This is a genomic window from Pseudomonas sp. FW305-96, from assembly GCF_058783825.1.
Window position 1 is genome coordinate 1 of the sequence record NZ_JBYSYW010000054.1, and the last position, 18,983, is coordinate 18,983.

Sequence of the window (18,983 nt, forward strand, 5' to 3'; positions counted from 1 at the left end):
GACGGGTTGGCCTACATCGAAACACTGGCCAACTGGGAACAGCGCAAACAACAGGGCAACCTGGGTTTCGCCGGCGATAGGGCCTCGACAGGAAAAGTACCTTACAGATCCGCGTCTTCCACCACCCTCACCTTCCCCGCCTCCAACGCGTACGCCGCATCCGCCAGGTCATTGCTGACTTTCTCCACCTTCAAGGTGCCGGTCACCCACAGCGGCGTGTAAATGTCGTCGATCTTCAACCCTTTCGGATACCGCACCAGCACCAGCTGGTTCGGTGGCGGCGGCGGTACATGGATGCACGCCCCTGGGTACGGCACCAGGAAAAACAGCGTGCTGTTGCCTTTGGCATCGCTCTCCAGCGGCACCGGATAACCACCCAGGCGGATCTGCCTGCCGTTCATGGCGGCCACGGTCTTGGTCGAGTACATCACTGCCGGCAGGCCCTTGCTCTGCTTCAGCCCACCTTTGGCGGTGAAGGTGCCCAGGGCTTCCGGGGAGTTGTGGTCGATCTCGGGCATCTGCTCGAGCGCCTTCTGGTCCGACTTGGGCATCAGCTCCAGCCAGTCGGTCTCGGGCAGTTCGGCATGGGCCAGGGCGCTGGCCAGCAACAGGGGGATGAGGAATAACGCACGCATGAAAATGCTCGGCAACTCAGGATGAATTGCCGGGCATTCTAGCGGGAATTCAGCGTTTCTTGATGAAGCCGTAGATCACCAGCAGGATGATCGCGCCGACCAGGGCCCCGAAGAAGCCCGCGGCCTGCCCGGCCTGGTAGATGCCCAGGGCTTGTCCGCCGTAGGTGGCGGCCAGGGAACCGGCGATGCCGAGGAGAATGGTCATGATCCAGCCCATGCTGTCGTCACCCGGTTTCAGGAAACGCGCCAGCAGGCCGACGATCAGGCCGATGAAGATGGTTCCAATGATGCCCATGGCAATCCCTCTGTGATGAACATGAGACATGCCAAAGCCTAGTCAGCGCTTTGGCATGTTGCCATCTCAGAGCGGCATTGCCCGGCAGAAGTTCGATCAGCCGGCGATCAACGCCTCTACTTCGGCAATCTTGGCCTTGAGGGTGGCCATGTCCTGGCAGCGCAGGGTGGCGTGGCCGACCTTGCGCCCGACCTTGAATGCCTTGCCGTAGTGGTGCAGGTGGCAGTCATCGATAGCGACCACCTTGTCCACCGCCGGCACTTCGCCGATGAAGTTGAGCATGGCGCTTTCGCCGACCTTCGCGGTCGAGCCCAGCGGCAGGCCGGCCACGGCGCGCAGGTGGTTCTCGAACTGGCTGCACTCGCTGCCTTCGATGGTCCAGTGCCCGGAGTTGTGCACACGCGGGGCGATTTCGTTGGCCTTCAGGCCACCGTCGACTTCGAAGAACTCGAAGGCCATTACACCGACGTAGTCGAGCTTCTGCAGCACGCGGCCAACGTAGTCTTCGGCCAAGGCCTGCAACGGGTGCGCCTCGCTGGCCACTGACAGGCGCAGGATGCCGCTGTCATGGGTGTTGTGCACCAGCGGGTAGAAGCGGGTTTCGCCGTCGCGGGCGCGCACGGCCACCAGCGACACTTCGCCGGTAAACGGCACGAAGCCTTCCAGCAGGCACGGCACGCTGCCCAGTTCGGCAAAAGTGTCGACCACGTCTTCGGGCTTGCGCAGGACCTTCTGGCCCTTGCCGTCGTAACCCAGGGTGCGGGTCTTGAGCACGGCCGGCAGGCCGATGCTGGCCACGGCGGCATCGAGGTCCGCTTGCGAGAGGATGTCGGCGAAGGCCGGGGTGGGAATCCCCAGGTCGCGGAACATGCTCTTCTCGAACAGGCGATCACGAGCGATGCGCAGGGCCTCGGCGCTCGGATAGACCGGGACGAACTGCGAGAGGAAGGCGACGGTCTCGGCCGGCACGCTTTCGAACTCAAAGGTCACCAGGTCGACTTCGTCGGCCAGCTGGCGCAGATGGTCCTGGTCACCGTAGTCGGCACGCAGGTGCTCGCCCAGCGGCGCGGCGCAGGCGTCCGGTGCCGGGTCGAGGAAAGCGAAGTTCATGCCCAGCGGAGTCCCCGCCAGGGCCAACATGCGGCCCAGCTGGCCACCACCGATTACACCGATCTTCATGGGTTTCAGCCTCAAGCCTGACGCGGATCTGGATTGTCCAGCACGGTGTCGGTCTGCTCGGTGCGGAACTGCTTGAGCGCCGCGTGGAACTGCGGGTGCTTGGCCCCGAGGATGCTCGCCGACAGCAAGGCTGCATTGATCGCGCCGGCCTTGCCGATGGCCAGGGTGGCGACCGGGACACCAGCAGGCATCTGCACGATCGACAGCAGCGAATCGACACCCGAGAGCATCGACGACTGCACCGGCACACCGAGCACCGGCAGGTGGGTCTTGGCGGCGCACATGCCCGGCAGGTGGGCGGCGCCACCGGCACCGGCGATGATCACTTCGATGCCGCGGCCTTCGGCCTCATCGGCGTACTGGAACAGCAGGTCCGGGGTGCGGTGGGCGGAAACCACCTTCACTTCGTAGGGAATGCCGAGTTTTTCCAGCATATCGGCGGTGTGGCTAAGGGTGGACCAATCGGACTTGGAGCCCATGATCACGCCAACCAGTGCACTCATCGTCGAGCCTCTTCGCTTGTGCGCCCGCAGGCGCGTCAAAAAACAACAAGCCACGCGGGACGACCGGCGTGGCTTGTTTGCTGATCATGACCGGAATCTATCCGGTCGAGGGGCCGCGCAGTATAGCGTAACGCGAGGCAATCACGGCACCCCCGGCGACCAACTGTCGGCCTTATTTTTCGGGGGTTTGGCTGACTTTCGGGTCAACTGAACCGCCCTCCAGCTTGCGCCACAGCAAGCGCACGTTGGCCTTTCGCACCAAGGCACAGCGATACAGGCGGATTTCCAGTGGCACATGCCACTGGCTGCCACCGCAGATCGCCAGCTCGCCACGCTCCAGTTCGCCGCGCATCGACAGTTTCGGGACCCAGGCGATGCCCATGCCTTCGAGCGCCATGCTCTTCAGACTGTCGGCCATGGCCGTTTCATAGACAGTGGTATAGCGCAGGTTGCGCTGGCGCAGCAGCAGGTTGACCGACCGGCCGAGGAAGGCGCCGGCGCTGTAGGCCAGCAACGGCACGCTGGCCTCCCCCTCCAGGTCGAACAGCGGCTTGCCGTCAGGGCCCACGGCACACACCGGAAGCATTTCGGTATTGCCCATGTGCAGCGACGGGAAGATCTCGGCGTCCATCTGCAGTGCCGCGTCCGGATCATAGAAGGCCAGCATCAGGTCGCAGCCGCCTTCGCGTAATGCATGCACCGCATCACCGACGTTGGTGGCGACCAGGCGCGTGGCGATGTTCAGGCCATCGTTGCGCAATTGCGCCACCCAGCGCGGGAAAAAGCCCGAGGCCAAGGAGTGCGCGGCCGAGACCTGGATCACCTCGCCCTGGCCGCCTTCCAGGTGATGTAAATGGCGAAGAACTTCGCTCAACTGGTCGACAACAGTGCGCGCAGTGACGAGAAACAGCTGCCCGGCCTCGGTCAGCTCGATGGGCGTGCGGGAACGATTCACCAAGGTCAACCCAAGCGCCGCTTCCAGGCTGCGTATGCGTCGGCTGAACGCCGGCTGGGTAACGAACCGGCGCTCGGCCGCTTGCGAGAAACTGCGGGTCGAGGCCAGGGCACTGAAGTCCTCCAGCCATTTGCTTTCGAGGTTCATCGACTACTCCGCACTGCGTGCACCAAAATGGAACACGCTCGATTGTCAATCGGCGTCACATCAAACCGTATGCCGTTTGCGCATAGGTTAGCGTGCAACAGCATTGGCCGCAAAATCTGGGCAGCCCTAGCATTGGCGCCATTCCGGCAGGTGCCGGGTCAAAATCGAGATGATATCCATCATGTCCTCCGCTGCATCGTTCCGCGTCGAAAAAGATCTGCTTGGTACCCTTGAAGTCCCTGCCGATGCCTACTACGGCATCCAGACTCTGCGCGCTGCCAACAACTTCCACCTCTCCGGTGTTCCGCTGTCGCACTACCCGAAACTGGTAGTCGGCCTGGCGATGGTCAAGCAGGCAGCTGCTGACGCCAACCGTGAGCTGGGGCACCTGAGCGATGCCAAGCACGCCGCGATCAGCGCAGCCTGCGCACGACTGATCAAAGGCGACTACCACGAGCAGTTCGTGGTGGACATGATTCAAGGCGGTGCTGGTACTTCCACCAACATGAACGCCAACGAAGTCATCGCCAACATCGCGCTGGAGGCCATGGGCCACCAGAAGGGTGAGTACCAGTACCTGCACCCGAACAACGATGTGAACATGGCGCAGTCGACCAACGACGCCTACCCGACCGCGATCCGTCTGGGTCTGCTGCTGGGCCACGACGCCCTGCTGGCCAGCCTCGACAGCCTGATCCAGGCCTTCGCTGCCAAAGGTAAAGAGTTCGACCACGTACTGAAGATGGGCCGTACCCAGCTGCAGGACGCCGTGCCGATGACCCTGGGCCAGGAATTCCGCGCCTTCGCCACTACCATGACCGAAGACCTGCAGCGCCTGCGCTCGCTGGCTCCGGAACTGCTGACCGAAATCAACCTGGGCGGCACCGCCATCGGTACCGGCATCAACGCCGACCCGGGCTACCAGATGCTGGCCGTACAGCGCCTGGCTATCATCAGCGGCCAGCCGCTGGTGCCGGCTGCCGACTTGATCGAAGCCACCTCCGACATGGGCGCCTTCGTGCTGTTCTCCGGCATGCTCAAGCGCACCGCGGTCAAGCTGTCGAAGATCTGCAACGACCTGCGCCTGCTGTCCAGCGGCCCACGCACCGGCATCAACGAGATCAACCTGCCGGCGCGCCAGCCAGGCAGCTCGATCATGCCAGGCAAGGTCAACCCGGTTATCCCTGAGGCCGTCAACCAAGTCGCCTTCGCCATCATGGGCAACGACCTGGCCCTGACCGTCGCCGCCGAAGGTGGCCAACTGCAGCTGAACGTGATGGAGCCGCTGATCGCCTACAAGATCTTCGACTCGATCCGCCTGCTGCAACGCGCCATGGACATGCTGCGCGAGCACTGCATCGTCGGCATCACCGCCAACGAACAGCGCTGCCGTGAACTGGTCGAGCACTCGATCGGCCTGGTCACCGCCCTGAACCCGTACATCGGCTACGAAAACGCCACCCGTATCGCCCGCGTTGCCTTGGAAACCGGCCGCGGCGTGCTGGAACTGGTGCGCGAAGAGAAGCTGCTGGACGAAGAGATGCTCAACGACATCCTGCGTCCGGAAAACATGATCGCTCCCCGTCTGGTTCCGCTGAAGGCGTAACCCAGACCGCTGCAAACAGTCTCACCAGGTCGAGGGACTAGACACCTCTCAACCTTTCAAGGGCCCGAGCGCATGCTACGGGCCCTTTTTTTATGCACGGAACAGGCGCCGGCTGAACGGCACACAACTTGCTCGGTAATGCTCCCCAGCTCAACGGGATGCCGAGCATGCTGCACAGCCACCTCACCACCCTCAACGCCGTTTCGCTGATCCTCCAGGTGTTCCAGGAAGAGGGCGTGGACGCGCAGCACATGCTCGCCGGCAGCGGCATAGGCCCCGCAGACCTGGGCCACGCCGATGCGCGCATCACCACCCAGCAGGAACTGCAGGTCTGCGCCAACGCCGTGTCCAGGCGCCAGGACATCGGCCTGGAACTAGGCCGGCGCATGCACGTGTCGTGCTACGGCATGCTCGGTTACGCCCTGCTCTCCAGTGCCACTTTGGGTGACGCCCTGCGCCTGGCGCTAACCTTTCCGGCACTGCTGGGAACAGTTTTCCAGCTACGCCTGGTGGACGATGGCCAGCGCGTGTGGCTCAGCGCCAGCGACCATTACGACGCGCCTGGGCTGGCCGCCTTCAATGCCGAATTCTGCCTGCTGTCGCTGAAAGTGATCTGCGACGACCTGCTCGGCCGCCAGCTACCGTTGCTGGCGGCCCGCTTCGAACACCCGCGCCCGAGCTATCACGCGCTCTATGAACCTGCATTCCAGTGCCCGCTCGGCTTCGACGCCAGCGACAATGCCTTCGCCTTCGAACGACGCTGGCTGGACATGCCCCTGCCCCTGGCCGACCCGATCACCCACAAGGCCATGGGCGAACGCTGCCGACGCCTCAACCTGGAGTTCACCGGCCGCCAAGCGTGGCTGGGGCGGATCCGCCAGCTGCTGCTGCGGCAACTGGATGCCGCGCCTGGGCTGGAAGGTTTGGCACGGCAGATGAACTGCTCGTCGCGCACACTGCGCCGGCATTTGCAGGCGCTGGGTAGCAGTTATCAACAGCTCCTCGACGAGCTGCGCTTCGAGCGGGCCAAGCAGTTGCTGGCCGAGGACCAGATGCCGATCTACCGCATTGCCGAAACATTGGGGTTCAGCGAGACCGCGAGCTTCCGGCATGCCTTCCAGCGCTGGAGCGGCGTGGCGCCGAGCCATTTTCGCGGTTGACCGGTTGCGGACGGCTTGGCCACATCGATCCCCTTTTGGCCGTTTGCGACGTTCTCCAGTACCGGGCAGTCCGTAAAAATGGCTCCACGCCAGTGAATACGGAGAACAACAACGTGCTGACGATCTATTCCGATGACCACCGCCTGCACCATGGCCGCTGCGAGCTCATCGACGGCAAGCTGATGCCCTGTTTCGAAATGCCGTCGCGTGCCGACCACGTCCTGGAGCGCGTCAAGCAGCGCAACCTCGGGCCCGTGCAGGGCCCCGTCGACTTCGGGCGCGCGCCGCTGCAACGCATCCACAGCGCCGACTACCTGGATTTCTTCGAAGGCGCCTGGGCCCGTTGGGCCGCGCTTGGCCAGGAAGGTGACCTGCTGCCGTTCACTTGGCCGGCGCGCACCCTGCGCCAGGTCAAACCCAGCGGCCTGCACGGCGAGCTCGGTTACTACAGCTTCGACGCCGGCGCACCGATCACCGCCGGCACCTGGCAGGCCGCCTACAGCGCCGCCCAGGTCGCCCTGACCGCCCAGGCCGCGATCCAGCAAGGCGCCCATGCCGCCTTCGCCCTGTGCCGGCCGCCAGGGCACCACGCCGCAGGCGAAGTGATGGGGGGTTACTGCTACCTCAACAACGCAGCCATTGCCGCCCAGGCCTTCATCGACCAAGGCCGGCGCAAGGTGGCGATCCTCGACGTCGACTACCACCACGGCAACGGCACCCAGGATATTTTCTATACCCGCAACGACGTGTTCTTCGCCTCGATCCACGGCGACCCACAGGACGAGTTCCCGTTCTTCCTCGGCTACGCCGACGAGACCGGCGAAGGTGCCGGCGAGGGCTGCAACATCAATTATCCGCTGCCTGCCGGCAGCGACTGGGCGGCCTGGAGCGCGGCCTTGGAGGACGCCTGCCAGCGCATCGCTGCCTTCAATGCCGATGTGCTGGTGATCTCCCTTGGCGTGGATACCTTCAAGGACGACCCCATCTCCCAGTTCAAGCTCGACAGTCCCGACTACCTGGCGATGGGCAAGCGCATCGCCCAGCTGGGCAGGCCGACCTTGTTCGTGATGGAGGGCGGCTACGCTGTGGAGGAAATCGGCATCAACGCGGTCAATGTGCTGGAAGGCTTCCAGCAGGCCCAGCCAGGAGCGTGAACATGACCCGACTCAAATGTCTGCTCGCCCCGCTCATCGCCACCGGCCTGTTCGCCGGCGCACTCCAGGCACACGCCGAACAGAGCACCCTGCGGGTGTACAACTGGTTCGACTACATCACCCCGCAAACCCTGGTCGACTTCCAGAAGGACAGCGGGGTCAAGCTGATCTACGACATCTTCGACACCAACGAAGCACTGGAAGCCAAGCTGCTTACCGGCAACTCCGGCTATGATGTGGTGGTGCCGTCCAACGTGTTCCTCGCCAAGCAGATCGAGGCTGGGGTTTTCCAGCCCCTTGACCGCGGCAAGCTGCCCAACTGGCAGCATCTGGACCCGGCACTGATGAAACTGATCGAAGCCAACGACCCCGGCAACAAGTTTGCCGTGCCTTACATGTACGGCACGGTGCTGATCGGCTTCAACCCAGACAAAGTCAAGGCCGTGCTCGGCGACGACGCACCGGTGGACAGCTGGGACCTGATCTTCAAGGAAGAGAACATCGCCAAGCTCAAGCAGTGCGGCGTGGCACTACTTGATTCGCCGTCGGAGATCCTGCCGCTGGCGCTGTCGTACCTGGGGCTGGACCCTAACAGCGGCAAGCCGGCCGACTATCAAAAAGCCCAGGATCTGCTGCTGAAGATCCGCCCGCATGTAACCTACTTCCACTCGTCCAAGTACATGGCCGACATCGCCAATGGTGATATCTGTGTGGCGGTGGGCTACTCGGGCAGCTTCTCCCAGGCCGCGAATCGGGCTCGCGAAGCGAAGAACGGCGTGGTGGTGGACATGCGCCTGCCCAAGGAAGGCGCACCGATCTGGTTCGACATGCTGGCGATCCCCAAGAACGCGGCCAACCCTGAAGATGCCCACACATTCATCAACTACCTGTTGCGACCAGAAGTGATCGCGCCGATCAGCGACTTCGTCGGCTACCCGAACCCGAACAAGGATGCGACCGACAAGGTCAGCCCGGCGATCCGCAACAATCCAAACCTGTACCCGACGGCGGAGGCAATGGCCAAGTTGTACACGCTCAAGCCGTTGCCACGGGATGCCGAGCGGGCACGGACGCGTGCCTGGACCAAGATCAAGTCCGGCACCTGATGTTTTTGGGGCTGCTCTGCAGCCCATCGCCGGCAAGCCGGCTACTACCACAGAGACAGGTGCAATTCCTGTGGGAGCCGGCTTGCCGGCGATGGGTCGCAGAGCGGCCCCATTCAATCTCGCCAGGTCTTGCGCAGGCGCATCAAAACCTGCGCAATCTCCCCTTCTGGCACTGCCGCGAATCCCAGTACCAGCCCTGCCCTCGTATCCGCAGGCTCCGCGCTGTCCTCCAGCCAGTAGCTGCTCAGCGGAGTGACCTCCACCCCCACCGCCTCCGCCCGCGCAACCAGCTCCTGCTCCCGCGCCAAGTTATCCACAGCTACCTTCACATGCAGCCCTGCTGCGACGTCCGGCATTGCCCCCAGCCCCGGTACCTCCACCGGCCAACCGGCCTTCAGCACATTCCTGCGGGCCAACGCCGCCCGGCGCATACGGCGGATATGTCGCTGGAAATGCCCTTGGGCCATGAACTGCGCCATGACACATTGCGTGCCGACTTCCGAGTGACGCACCGCCAGCGCCTTGGCCTGGCTGAATGCCCGCACCAGGCGCCTGGGCAGCACCAGGTAACCCAGCCGCAAAGCCGGAAAGGCGATCTTGCCGAACGTTCCCACGTACAGCACCCGGCCCTGCCGATCCAGTGCCGCCAGCGGCGCCAAAGGCGCACCGCTGTAGCGGTACTCGCCATCGTAATCGTCCTCGACGACCCAGCCGTCCTGGCGCTCGGCCCAGGCCAGCAACGCCAGGCGCCGGGCCAGGCTCATGGTCACACCGGTAGGGTACTGGTGAGCCGGGGTCACGTAAGCCAGCCTGCAATCCGGCAGCTCGGCCAGGCGCGCACAGTCCATGCCCTCTTCATCTACCGGCACGCCCCTGACCCTTGCCCCCGCCAGGGCGAAGGCGTGCCCGGCAGCGCGGTAGCCCGGGTTTTCCACAGCCACCCCGTCACCAGGCTGCAACAGCAACTGTGCACAAAGGCTGATCGCCTGCTGCGCACCACTGGTGATCACAATTTGTTCAGCACTGCAGGAAAGCCCTCGCGACCGACGCAGATAGGTGGCGATCAATTCACGCAACGGCAGCTCCCCTGCCGGGTCGCCATAACCGAGCTGCGCCGGATCGGGATTTCGCCAGAAACCCGCTTGCAGCTTGGCCCAGACCTCGAAAGGAAACAGGTCGAACGCTGGCAGACCAACCCTGAAAGCCCTCGGCGCGTCGCCTTTGGGCGGCGGCAAATGGTGCTTTTCCAGACGCAGCAATAGCTCACTACGCCCTGCGAAACTGGATAAATCCTCAGTATCAGGCGCTTCAAATGTGGATAAATCTGTTGATAACCCCCGGGATAACCCTGTGGACAGTTGTGTGGATAGTTTTCCCAGGCGGCTTACATAGGTGCCATCGCCTACCCGGCTTTCGATGAAGCCCTCGGCATACAACTGGTCATAGGCACGCACCACGCTGTTGCGCGACAACGCCAGCACCGCCGCGAGGTCACGGGTGGCAGGCAGCCGTGCTCCGCCTTCCAGGCGCCCATCCAGCACGCGCGCGCGCAAGGCCTGGTAGAGCTGCTGGCTGAGCCCGCGACGGCGATCCAGGACAATCCCGGCCGGATCGAAAGGCAACGCGTAGGTACGTTCGCTCATGGCATTGGACCTATGAAAACAGTCATGAATGGCTCTTACACCGAACCATTAGCCTGCCTAGGATGAAGCCACAGCACAAGGAACACCGGCATGTACAACAGCAAACCGCATCAGGAACATGACCTTGCCCGCCTGCACCAGCACATGCAGCACACCCGCCTGGCAACGCTGATCAGCCACGGTGAGCACGGGCTGCTGGCCACCCATCTGCCCGTGCTGGTCGCCACCGGCGAGGGCGAATTCGGCACGGTCTACGGCCACCTCGCCCGGGCCAACCAGCAATGCCAGGATCTGGCACAAGGCGCTGAAGCCTTGCTGGTATTCCCCGGCGCCGACGCCTATGTCAGCCCCGGCTACTACCCGAGCAAGGCCGACAACCCCAAGGTGGTGCCCACCTGGAACTATATGGCGGTGCATGCCTGGGGCCCGGTGGAGGTGATCCACGAGCCGACACAATTGCTGGACATCGTCAGCCGCCTGACCGACCGCCATGAGCAAGGCCGCGCAGCACCGTGGAACGTCGCCGATGCTCCGGCTGACTACCTTGACGGCATGCTCCGCGCCATCGTCGGTATCCGCCTGCCGATCACCCGCCTGCAGGGCGCACGCAAGCTCAGTCAGAACCGTTCGGCGCAAGATATCGCCGGGGTCCGCGAAGGCCTGGCCGCCAGCGCCGACCCTGTGGATAACCAACTCGCCGCGCACATGCGCGACCTCTGAAGGAAAAACCCCATGACAGCCATCACTCTGCGCCCGGTTCGCGCCGAAGACCATGCCGCCTGGCTGCCCTTGTGGCAGGCCTATCTGCGCTTCTACCAGACCGAACTGCCCGGCGCCGTCAACTCCAGCACCTGGCAACGCCTGCTCGATGCAGACGAGCCGACCCACTCGACGTTGGCCTGGGTCGACGGCAAGGCAGTGGGGATGGTCAACTTCATCTACCATCGTTCCAACTGGAGCATCGAGAACTCCTGCTACTTGCAGGACCTCTACGTGGACAGTGAAATACGTGGCCTAGGCATCGGTCGGCAGCTCATCGAGCATGTCTACGCCACGGCCAAGGCCGCCGGCTGCATCAAGGTGCACTGGCTGACCCACGAGACCAACGCCACCGCCATCAGCTTGTACGAGCAGGTCGCCGAGCGCCCGGGCTTCATCCAATTCCGCAAAGCACTGTAGGCCGCACATGAACGACGCATTGAACTGGAAACCCGCCGGTACGCCCAAGGCCGAGCCCATCGAAGGCCGTTTCATCCGTTTGGAGAAGCTTGACCCAGCGCGCCATGGCAACGACCTTTGGGAAGTACTGCAAGGTCCAGGCTCGGACCCAGCGCTATGGGACTACCTGCCCTACGGCCCGTTTGCTGAGCGCGCCAGCTTCGACCGCTGGCTGGAAGGCAACGCCGCCAGCCGCGACCCGCTGTTCTACAGTGTGATCGACCGCGCCAACGGCCAGGTTCAGGGCATCCTCAGCTACATGTCGATCGTCCCCGAACAGGGCCGCTTCGAGATTGGCCACATCGCCTTCGGCGCCGCCATGCAACGCACACCCAAGGGCACCGAGGCGGTTTACCTTTTGAGCAAGCTGGGCTTCGAGCTGGGCAATCGCCGGCTGGAATGGAAGTGCAACGACGCCAATGCCCGCTCCAAGCGCGCGGCCGAGCGCTTCGGTTTTGTGTTCGAGGGCGTGTTCCGCAACCACATGGTGGTCAAGGACCGCAACCGGGATACGACCTGGTATTCGATTACCGACGCCGAATGGCCGGCGGTGGCGGTGGGGTTCGAGCGCTGGTTGAGCGTGGATAACCAACAACCTGAAGGTCAGATGAGGACGCTGGAGGCCTGTCGCCTGGGCTGATCTCATCGCGGGGCAGGCTCCCACGGTAATGCGTGGGAGCAGACTTGTCCCACAAGGCCATCATCTGATCTGACGTCGACGCGTGACCACGCCCATCTGCAGACCGAACGGCTTGAATACCGCATTCAGCGATTTGAGCGTAGGGTTGCCCTCCCCCTGCTCGATCTGGATCAATGTGCGGACCGAAATCTTGCACATCCGCGCAAACTGGGTCTGCTGCATCTTCGCCACTTCCGTACGCAGCCGCCTGACCGCTGCGCCAAGCTCCAGGCTGCCGTCGGCGATGCCTTCACGCACACCGTCGATCAACAACCCGCGAGCATCAATGGATACCGTCATGCCAACCCCCACTCGGCTATCCGCCGCTCAAGCTTGCCCAGCGCAATAGCCGGGTGATTCATGACCCGGCTTGCCAATCCCAGTTCGCTCAGGATATCGGGCAATGCCAGCAACTGGCGGGCATCCTCGCGCAAACGCTGGTACGCCTGCTCCGGGTCAATGAACGGAGCCAGGGCGTTGCACACCGACAACCAGTCGATTTCACCAGCCCGCTCGCTCGTCGCTGGCCATTTGGTTGTCCGTGTTACCCCCTCCTGATCCATCACCATCGGCGCAAGGTCATAGATTGGCGCCATACGCACCGCATCGCGGGTGCGGATGATGGCAGTATTGCGTCCATGGTTGTCGGCGTTGCCCAGGATCTTGTTGATCAGGTCTCGGCGCAGATAATCCGTAATCAGCCCAGGCACCTGATCCGACTGCCCGGCCTCACGCCATAGCGCGACAAGGGTATCGATCACCTCCAGGTGGCCCATGCGGCTGCCGGGCTCGGTTATACCGCACAGCGAGTAGACCGACTCCACAGCAAGGCGCTGCACTCCCTCTGCGGACACCTGACGATCGAAGCGCTCCATCCAGAGGCTGGGCTTGCGGCCCTCCTCCAACGCCATGTGTTCACTGGCTACCGTATCAATACCTAAACGCTGCAAGGCTTTGTAGTAGAGGTGCTCGGCTCGCAGAATCTCCTGGTCATCGACCAGTGCCTGGTTTCTGGCGAACTTGATGAACCAGTGACGGCGGGCGTGCTCGTCGGCAAGCACGGCATCCGGGTACACCTGCCCGCTTTCGTCCTCTGTCATCAACAGCTTCGGCGCTTCACCGCCAGCACCGGTCGCACCGCCAATGGCCGCTCCCTGCTCATAGGCGTACTCGAGAAAGCGCTGATCCCGGGAAACGACATCCTCGCGGGTAAAACCGATGGGGTTTGCCAGATCCAGTTGCTCGAAGGACTCCTTGATACGCAGGTTACCAATCGGCGCAGGGGTGGAGCGCGCAAGCAGAAACAGGTCTTCTCCCATGCCAGCCGGCCTCTCGCGGCCAATATGCTTGAGCAGGAAGCGTTTGGCGGCACCGGCAGGGGCGATGTCGTAAAGGAATGCAGGGGCGTGGGGCAGGCGATGGCTGCCAAAATCCACCGGCAGCCTTGCACTCGCCGCTTGGCAGAATAGGCTGTCATAGCCATCTGGATTCGCCCTGACGTAGTCGGACAGGTAGCCAAACTCGCAAGGGCTGGCGAGGCTGTGCTCCGGCTGTGCGAAGGTCATTGCCAGGGCGTCCTGCCACTTGCCGTAGACATGGAGCTGGAGCGTAAGTCTGTGCATGGGCCGCCTGTGATTGACTGCATGTGAACGGGTCAACCATTCATTCGATATGCAGCTTAGTGCAGATTTTTACAGAAACTCAATAAATAATCTGCATTAAAATGCATAAACTATAAAACCACACATCTCATTCTGCAAAATAGTGCAGATTGAATGACAAAAAAAGGGGAGCATCCGCTCCCCCAGAGGTTAACCGCTTTTAGATGAAGGCTTGTGTCAGCCTTCAATCTCGATCAGGATTTCGCCCGGGGTCACCCGGTCGCCCTTGGCCACGTGGATGGCCACGACCTTGCCGGCGATCGCCGCCTGCACTTCGGTCTCCATCTTCATCGCCTCGGTGATCAGCACCGCCTGGCCGGCCTTGACCACGTCGCCTTCCTTGACCAGCACATCGACGATGTTGCCCGGCATGCTGGTGCTGACGTGGCCCGGCGCGCTGGCCTGCTTGCGCTTGCTGCCGCCACCGCCGACGAATTCGTTGAGCGGCTCGAACACCACTTCTTCCGGCATGCCGTCGATGGACAGGTAGAAGTGGCGCTTGCCTTCGGCCTTCACGCCGACACCGGTGATGTCGACGCGGTAGGTTTCACCGTGGACATCGATGACGAACTCGGTCGGCACGCCTTCACCGCCCACCGCCCCTACCGCGCCGGCTTCCGGAATCGGCAGCAAGGCTTCTGGCTTGAGGGTTCCGGCTTCACGCTCCTCGAGGAACTTGCGGCCGATGTCGGGGAACATGGCGAAGGTCAGCACGTCTTCCTCGGAGTGAGCGAGGCTGCCGATGTCGGCGCGCAGCTTGGCCATCTCCGGCTTGAGCAGGTCGGCCGGGCGCACGTCGATCACGTCCTCGCTGCCGATCGCCTGGCGTCGCAATTGCTCGTTGACCACACCGGGGGCTTTGCCGTAGCCGCCTTGCAGGTACAGCTTCACTTCATTGGTGATGGTCTTGTAGCGCTCGCCGGCCAGCACGTTGAAGAAAGCCTGGGTGCCAACGATCTGCGAGGTCGGGGTCACCAGCGGCGGGAAGCCAAGGTCTTCGCGCACCCGCGGGATCTCCGCCAGCACCTCGTTCATGCGGTTGAGCGCGCCCTGCTCCTTGAGCTGGTTGGCCAGGTTGGAAATCATCCCGCCCGGTACCTGGTTGACCTGCACGCGGGTGTCCACGGCGGTGAACTCGCTTTCGAACTGGTGGTACTTCTTGCGCACGGCGTAGAAGTACAGGCCGATCTCCTGCAGCAGCTCGAGGTCGAGGCCGGTGTCGAACTCGCTGCCCTTGAGCGCGGCGACCATCGATTCGGTACCTGGGTGGCTGGTGCCCCAGGCGAAGCTGGAGATCGCGGTGTCGATATGGTCGACGCCGTTCTCGACGGCCTTGAGCTGGCACATCGCGGCCAGGCCAGCGGTGTCGTGGGAGTGGATGAACACCGGCAATGACTGCTCGGCTTTAAGTGCCTTGACCAACTCGCCGGTGGCGAACGGGGTCAACAGGCCAGCCATGTCCTTGATCGCCACCGAGTCGCAACCCATGGCTTCCATCTGCTTGGCCTGCTGCACGAAGGCATCGACGGTATGCACCGGGCTGGTAGTGTAGGCGATGGTGCCCTGGGCGTGCTTGCCAGCGGCTTTCACCGCCTCGATGGCCACGCGCAAGTTACGCACGTCATTCATGGCGTCGAAGATGCGGAACACGTCGATGCCATTGACCGCAGCCTTGGCCACGAAGGCCTTGACCACGTCGTCACTGTAATGGCGGTAGCCCAGCAGGTTCTGCCCACGCAGGAGCATCTGCAGACGGGTGTTGGGCAGCGCGGCACGCAGCTTGCGCAGGCGCTCCCACGGGTCTTCCTTGAGGAAGCGCACGCAGGCGTCGAAGGTGGCGCCGCCCCAGACTTCCAGCGACCAGTAGCCGACCTTGTCGAGCTTGTCGCAAATCGGCAGCATGTCTTCGGTGCGCATGCGGGTGGCCAGCAGGGACTGGTGGGCGTCACGCAGGATCGTGTCGGTAACAAAGATTTTCTTGGACATTATTCGGTTCCTCACAGGCCTGCGTGGGCGGCGATGGCGGCGGCGATGGCCAGGGCCAGCTCTTCGGGTTTGCGCTTGATCGAGTAGTTGGTCAGTTCAGGGTGGCTTTCGACGAAGCTGGTGTTGAACTGGCCGCTACGGAATTCCGGGTTGCGCAGGATTTCCTGGTAGTACGCGGCAGTGGTCTTGACCCCCTGCAGGCGCATGTCGTCCAGGGCCCGCAGGCCGCGGTCCATGGCTTCTTCCCAGGTCAACGCCCAGACCACCAGTTTCAGGCACATGGAGTCGTAGAACGGGGGAATGGTGTAGCCGGTGTAGATCGCCGTGTCGGTACGCACACCCGGGCCGCCCGGGGCGTAGTAGCGGGTGATCTTGCCGAAGCTGGGCAGGAAGTTGTTCTTGGGGTCCTCGGCGTTGATGCGAAACTGCAAGGCAAAGCCGCGGTGCTGGATATCTTCCTGCTTGATCGACAGCGGCAGGCCGGAGGCGATGCGGATCTGCTCGCGAACGATGTCGATGCCGGTGATTTCCTCGGTGATGGTGTGTTCCACCTGCACCCGGGTGTTCATCTCCATGAAGTACACCTCGCCATCAGCGAGCAGGAACTCCACGGTACCGGCGTTCTCGTAGTCCACCGCCTTCGCCGCGCGCACGGCCAGGTCGCCGATGTAGGCACGCTGCTCAGGGGTCAGTTGCGGGCTCGGGGCGATCTCGATGAGTTTCTGGTTGCGGCGCTGGATTGAGCAGTCGCGCTCGAACAGGTGCACCACGTTGCCGAAGCTGTCACCGAGAATCTGCGCCTCGATGTGCTTGGGGTTGACGATGCACTTTTCCAGGAACACTTCCGCCGAGCCGAAGGCCTTGGTGGCCTCGGAAATCACTCGGGGGAAGTTCTGTTCCAGTTCCTCGCGGCTGTTGCAGCGGCGAATCCCGCGCCCGCCGCCACCGGAGGTGGCCTTGAGCATCACCGGGTAACCGATGCGATCGCCTTCCTGCAAGGCTTCATGAATATCGGCGACGTTGCCTTCGGTGCCGGGGGTGACCGGCACGCCGGCCGCGATCATGGTGCGGCGCGCTTCGGTCTTGTCACCCATGCGGCGAATGACATCGGCGGCCGGGCCGATGAACTTGATCCCGCGTTCAGCGCAGATCTCCGCCAGTTCGGCGTTTTCCGACAGGAAACCGTAGCCGGGATGCAAGGCATCGCAGCCGGTCTCGACAGCAAGGTTCACCAGCTTGCGCGGGTTCAGGTAGCCGGCCAGGGGCTCGGCACCGATGCTGTAGGCCTCGTCGGCGCGCTTGACGTGCAAGGCGTGGCGGTCGGCGTCGGAGTAGATCGCCACGGAGCGAATGCCCATCTCGGCGCAGGCACGCACGATCCGTACTGCAATCTCACCCCGGTTGGCGATCAGGATTTTTGTTATCACTGGAGTCTTCCCAAAGCCGTAGGAACAGACGATCCGGTTCTACCGGTCGGCGCGTGACCAGACGTCGCTGGCCAGTCGCATATTCACCCTAGCGCTGACGGTCGATAAACAAAAATCAATATTTGTTAGAGGCAGCATAAGCAAAAGCTTATAGTTGGGTAACAAGGTTTTGCCGGAGCACCGCAAAAAATGCGCAAGTCATTGATGCGTATGACTTTACGTCAGTTGCAGATCTTCAACGAAGTGTGTGATTTGCGCTCCTACAGCCGGGCGGCCGAGGAGATGGCGCTGACGCAACCCGCCGTTAGTCTACAGATCCGCCAGCTCGAGGAGCTGGTTGGCCAGCCGCTGTTCGAGTATGTCGGCAAGAAGCTCTACCTGACCGAGGCCGCCGAAGCGCTGCAACGCGCCAGCCGGGATATCTTCGGGCGCCTGGAGAACCTCGACATGCAGCTGTCGGACATGCAGGGCTCACTGCAGGGCCAGCTGAAACTGGCGATCGAGTCCAGCGCCAAGTACTTCGTGCCACACCTGTTCGCCGCCTTCAAGCAGCGCCACCCGGAGGTCAACCTCACCCTGACGGTGGTCAACCGTGCCCAGGCGATCAGGCGCCTGTCGGACAACCGTGACGACCTGGTCATCATGTCCATGGTGCCTCAGGACATGGGCCTCGAGTTCCTGCCGTTCCTGAACAACCCGATCGTCGCCGTGGCACCGCCGCAACACCCGTTGTGCAAGCCGGACAGCCTGCGCCTGCAGGATCTCGAGCCACACACCTTGCTGGTCCGTGAACAGGGTTCGGGCACCCGCAAGGCCTGCGAGGAGTTTTTCAAGGACAAGCGCGTGCATTTCACCCAGACCCTCGAGGTGGCCTCCACCGATGCCCAGCGCGAATGTGTGGTGGCCGGGCTGGGCATTGCCCTGCTGACCCGCCATGCGGTCAACATGGAACTGGCCACCGGCATGCTCAGGGAGTTACCAGTGGAAGAGCTGCCGTTGTACCGCAGCTGGTGCCTGGTGCAATCCCGGAGCAAGCGGCAATCGCCGGTGGCCCTGGCGTTCCAAGCATTCATTCGCAGCGAACGCGCAATGATCAGCGGGCTTGTTGAGCGTTTCTCGGGGAAGTTGCCGCCGATACCTGCCACACCGTGAGGTCCTGCAGGTCAGGGTAGTCGGCCAGTTCGCGCAGCAACTGGCGCTGGTCGCAATAGCATTCGATCGCGCGGCGGTACTCCATACGGCGCTGATCCTTTTCCTGCTGCTTGCGAGCCTTGGCGTTGGGTTGGTACACACCGTCGTGATCACGTGCCATTGCCTGTCTCCCAGAAAGGATGCGGGGAGTTTCAGACTGGCTTCGGTGGTTTACGGTTTGGCGGTGGTTTGGTGACGAAATGATGAAATCTGCATGGGCGCGGGCCTGCCCGCCCCAATGAGAGCACTCCCTCGAATCAGTCGTCGGTCGCCTTGATCGACTTGGGCGACAGGCGCAGGCTGCGCAAGCTGCGTTTCACGCTCTTCAGGTGGTTGACCAGGCTCGGCCCGCGGGCCATGGCCACGCCCATGGCCAGCACGTCGATCACCACCAGGTGGGCGATGCGCGAGGTCAGCGGCGTGTAGATGTCGGTGTGC

General features: G+C 62.9%; 19 protein-coding genes and 1 pseudogene. 8 read left to right on the forward strand and 12 right to left on the reverse strand.

All coding sequences use genetic code 11. The features are described from left to right. Positions 1-101: 101 nt before the first annotated feature. The 5 genes from AC3WL2_RS25130 to AC3WL2_RS25150 form a co-directional block, all read right to left on the reverse strand. Positions 102-635 (reverse strand): DUF3299 domain-containing protein, encoded by a 534-nt coding sequence (locus AC3WL2_RS25130; RefSeq protein WP_173862461.1) that lies wholly within the window; start codon positions 633-635, stop codon positions 102-104. A gap of 49 nt (positions 636-684) precedes the next feature. Then, complete coding sequence (locus AC3WL2_RS25135; RefSeq protein ID WP_023629866.1) at positions 685-930, reverse strand: GlsB/YeaQ/YmgE family stress response membrane protein; 246 nt, start codon at positions 928-930, stop codon at positions 685-687. A gap of 96 nt (positions 931-1,026) precedes the next feature. After that, the gene (locus tag AC3WL2_RS25140) at positions 1,027-2,109 is read right to left on the reverse strand and encodes a 5-(carboxyamino)imidazole ribonucleotide synthase (protein WP_046857612.1); all 1,083 of its coding nucleotides are present in this window, start codon (positions 2,107-2,109) and stop codon (positions 1,027-1,029) included. An 11-nt stretch (positions 2,110-2,120) separates the two neighbouring features. After that, positions 2,121-2,612 carry a 5-(carboxyamino)imidazole ribonucleotide mutase gene (gene purE / locus AC3WL2_RS25145; RefSeq protein WP_031314848.1) on the reverse strand — a complete coding sequence of 164 codons (492 nt, stop codon included), beginning with the start codon at positions 2,610-2,612 and terminating at the stop codon, positions 2,121-2,123. Between the two features lie 172 nt (positions 2,613-2,784). Then, positions 2,785-3,714 carry a LysR substrate-binding domain-containing protein gene (locus AC3WL2_RS25150; RefSeq protein WP_023629864.1) on the reverse strand — a complete coding sequence of 310 codons (930 nt, stop codon included), beginning with the start codon at positions 3,712-3,714 and terminating at the stop codon, positions 2,785-2,787. A 181-nt stretch (positions 3,715-3,895) separates the two neighbouring features. On the opposite strand from AC3WL2_RS25150, the gene aspA reads away from it, so the two are divergent. The 4 genes from aspA (at position 3,896) to AC3WL2_RS25170 (ending at position 8,740) form a co-directional block, all read left to right on the forward strand. After that, positions 3,896-5,320 carry an aspartate ammonia-lyase gene (aspA, locus tag AC3WL2_RS25155; protein ID WP_031314847.1) on the forward strand — a complete coding sequence of 475 codons (1,425 nt, stop codon included), beginning with the start codon at positions 3,896-3,898 and terminating at the stop codon, positions 5,318-5,320. Between the two features lie 167 nt (positions 5,321-5,487). Continuing rightward, positions 5,488-6,480, forward strand: a complete 993-nt coding sequence (locus AC3WL2_RS25160; RefSeq protein ID WP_102684604.1) for an AraC family transcriptional regulator — start codon at positions 5,488-5,490, stop codon at positions 6,478-6,480. A 113-nt stretch (positions 6,481-6,593) separates the two neighbouring features. Next, positions 6,594-7,634: a histone deacetylase family protein gene (locus tag AC3WL2_RS25165; protein WP_102684608.1), complete on the forward strand. Its 1,041-nt coding sequence runs from the start codon at positions 6,594-6,596 to the stop codon at positions 7,632-7,634. Positions 7,635-7,636: 2 nt separating this feature from the next. After that, positions 7,637-8,740 carry an extracellular solute-binding protein gene (locus tag AC3WL2_RS25170; RefSeq protein ID WP_102684605.1) on the forward strand — a complete coding sequence of 368 codons (1,104 nt, stop codon included), beginning with the start codon at positions 7,637-7,639 and terminating at the stop codon, positions 8,738-8,740. 113 nt (positions 8,741-8,853) lie between these two features. Here the strand turns inward: AC3WL2_RS25170 and pdxR are convergent, their stop codons facing one another. Next, the gene (gene pdxR, locus AC3WL2_RS25175) at positions 8,854-10,383 is read right to left on the reverse strand and encodes a MocR-like pyridoxine biosynthesis transcription factor PdxR (RefSeq protein WP_102685421.1); all 1,530 of its coding nucleotides are present in this window, start codon (positions 10,381-10,383) and stop codon (positions 8,854-8,856) included. A gap of 90 nt (positions 10,384-10,473) precedes the next feature. On the opposite strand from pdxR, the gene AC3WL2_RS25180 reads away from it, so the two are divergent. Genes AC3WL2_RS25180 through AC3WL2_RS25190 form a run of 3 tightly spaced genes read left to right on the forward strand, consistent with a single transcriptional unit; the run spans position 10,474 to position 12,241 of the window. Then, entirely contained in the window at positions 10,474-11,103 is a 630-nt protein-coding gene (locus AC3WL2_RS25180; RefSeq protein WP_102685422.1) for an FMN-binding negative transcriptional regulator, read from the forward strand. Positions 11,104-11,115: 12 nt separating this feature from the next. Further along, on the forward strand, positions 11,116-11,562 hold the full coding sequence (locus tag AC3WL2_RS25185) for a GNAT family N-acetyltransferase (protein WP_102685423.1): 447 nt from the start codon (positions 11,116-11,118) through the stop codon (positions 11,560-11,562). Between the two features lie 7 nt (positions 11,563-11,569). Beyond that, entirely contained in the window at positions 11,570-12,241 is a 672-nt protein-coding gene (locus tag AC3WL2_RS25190; protein WP_102685424.1) for a GNAT family N-acetyltransferase, read from the forward strand. 60 nt (positions 12,242-12,301) lie between these two features. Here the strand turns inward: AC3WL2_RS25190 and AC3WL2_RS25195 are convergent, their stop codons facing one another. From AC3WL2_RS25195 to AC3WL2_RS25210, 4 genes are all read right to left on the reverse strand, one after another. Beyond that, positions 12,302-12,580, reverse strand: coding sequence for a helix-turn-helix domain-containing protein (locus AC3WL2_RS25195; RefSeq protein ID WP_102685425.1), 279 nt, complete (start codon positions 12,578-12,580; stop codon positions 12,302-12,304). Then, positions 12,577-13,902 (reverse strand): type II toxin-antitoxin system HipA family toxin, encoded by a 1,326-nt coding sequence (locus tag AC3WL2_RS25200; RefSeq protein ID WP_102685426.1) that lies wholly within the window; start codon positions 13,900-13,902, stop codon positions 12,577-12,579. The genes AC3WL2_RS25195 and AC3WL2_RS25200 overlap by 4 nt, the downstream gene beginning before the upstream one ends. 216 nt (positions 13,903-14,118) lie before the next feature. Further along, entirely contained in the window at positions 14,119-15,927 is a 1,809-nt protein-coding gene (oadA, locus tag AC3WL2_RS25205; RefSeq protein ID WP_102685427.1) for a sodium-extruding oxaloacetate decarboxylase subunit alpha, read from the reverse strand. An 11-nt stretch (positions 15,928-15,938) separates the two neighbouring features. Further along, on the reverse strand, positions 15,939-17,354 hold the full coding sequence (locus AC3WL2_RS25210; protein WP_023630199.1) for an acetyl-CoA carboxylase biotin carboxylase subunit: 1,416 nt from the start codon (positions 17,352-17,354) through the stop codon (positions 15,939-15,941). A gap of 189 nt (positions 17,355-17,543) precedes the next feature. On the opposite strand from AC3WL2_RS25210, the gene AC3WL2_RS25215 reads away from it, so the two are divergent. Then, on the forward strand, positions 17,544-18,506 hold the full coding sequence (locus AC3WL2_RS25215; protein ID WP_046857620.1) for a LysR family transcriptional regulator: 963 nt from the start codon (positions 17,544-17,546) through the stop codon (positions 18,504-18,506). Here the strand turns inward: AC3WL2_RS25215 and AC3WL2_RS25220 are convergent. Then, on the reverse strand, positions 18,448-18,666 hold the full coding sequence (locus AC3WL2_RS25220; protein ID WP_081941302.1) for a PA3496 family putative envelope integrity protein: 219 nt from the start codon (positions 18,664-18,666) through the stop codon (positions 18,448-18,450). The genes AC3WL2_RS25215 and AC3WL2_RS25220 overlap by 59 nt on opposite strands. A gap of 136 nt (positions 18,667-18,802) precedes the next feature. Then, a pseudogene (locus tag AC3WL2_RS25225) lies at positions 18,803-18,983 on the reverse strand (transcriptional regulator); the annotation flags it as partial.

What these genes read in the sequence shown, in the direction of transcription:
- AC3WL2_RS25130 (WP_173862461.1), bottom strand. Translation starts at nt 635, where the DNA reads ATGCGTGCGTTATTCCTCATCCCCCTGTTGCTGGCCAGCGCCCTGGCC.
- AC3WL2_RS25135 (WP_023629866.1), bottom strand. Translation starts at nt 930, where the DNA reads ATGGGCATCATTGGAACCATCTTCATCGGCCTGATCGTCGGCCTGCTG.
- AC3WL2_RS25140 (WP_046857612.1), bottom strand. Translation starts at nt 2,109, where the DNA reads ATGAAGATCGGTGTAATCGGTGGTGGCCAGCTGGGCCGCATGTTGGCC.
- purE (WP_031314848.1), bottom strand. Translation starts at nt 2,612, where the DNA reads ATGAGTGCACTGGTTGGCGTGATCATGGGCTCCAAGTCCGATTGGTCC.
- AC3WL2_RS25150 (WP_023629864.1), bottom strand. Translation starts at nt 3,714, where the DNA reads ATGAACCTCGAAAGCAAATGGCTGGAGGACTTCAGTGCCCTGGCCTCG.
- aspA (WP_031314847.1), top strand. Translation starts at nt 3,896, where the DNA reads ATGTCCTCCGCTGCATCGTTCCGCGTCGAAAAAGATCTGCTTGGTACC.
- AC3WL2_RS25160 (WP_102684604.1), top strand. Translation starts at nt 5,488, where the DNA reads ATGCTGCACAGCCACCTCACCACCCTCAACGCCGTTTCGCTGATCCTC.
- AC3WL2_RS25170 (WP_102684605.1), top strand. Translation starts at nt 7,637, where the DNA reads ATGACCCGACTCAAATGTCTGCTCGCCCCGCTCATCGCCACCGGCCTG.
- pdxR (WP_102685421.1), bottom strand. Translation starts at nt 10,383, where the DNA reads ATGAGCGAACGTACCTACGCGTTGCCTTTCGATCCGGCCGGGATTGTC.
- AC3WL2_RS25180 (WP_102685422.1), top strand. Translation starts at nt 10,474, where the DNA reads ATGTACAACAGCAAACCGCATCAGGAACATGACCTTGCCCGCCTGCAC.
- AC3WL2_RS25185 (WP_102685423.1), top strand. Translation starts at nt 11,116, where the DNA reads ATGACAGCCATCACTCTGCGCCCGGTTCGCGCCGAAGACCATGCCGCC.
- AC3WL2_RS25190 (WP_102685424.1), top strand. Translation starts at nt 11,570, where the DNA reads ATGAACGACGCATTGAACTGGAAACCCGCCGGTACGCCCAAGGCCGAG.
- AC3WL2_RS25195 (WP_102685425.1), bottom strand. Translation starts at nt 12,580, where the DNA reads ATGACGGTATCCATTGATGCTCGCGGGTTGTTGATCGACGGTGTGCGT.
- AC3WL2_RS25200 (WP_102685426.1), bottom strand. Translation starts at nt 13,902, where the DNA reads ATGCACAGACTTACGCTCCAGCTCCATGTCTACGGCAAGTGGCAGGAC.
- oadA (WP_102685427.1), bottom strand. Translation starts at nt 15,927, where the DNA reads ATGTCCAAGAAAATCTTTGTTACCGACACGATCCTGCGTGACGCCCAC.
- AC3WL2_RS25215 (WP_046857620.1), top strand. Translation starts at nt 17,544, where the DNA reads ATGCGCAAGTCATTGATGCGTATGACTTTACGTCAGTTGCAGATCTTC.
- AC3WL2_RS25220 (WP_081941302.1), bottom strand. Translation starts at nt 18,666, where the DNA reads ATGGCACGTGATCACGACGGTGTGTACCAACCCAACGCCAAGGCTCGC.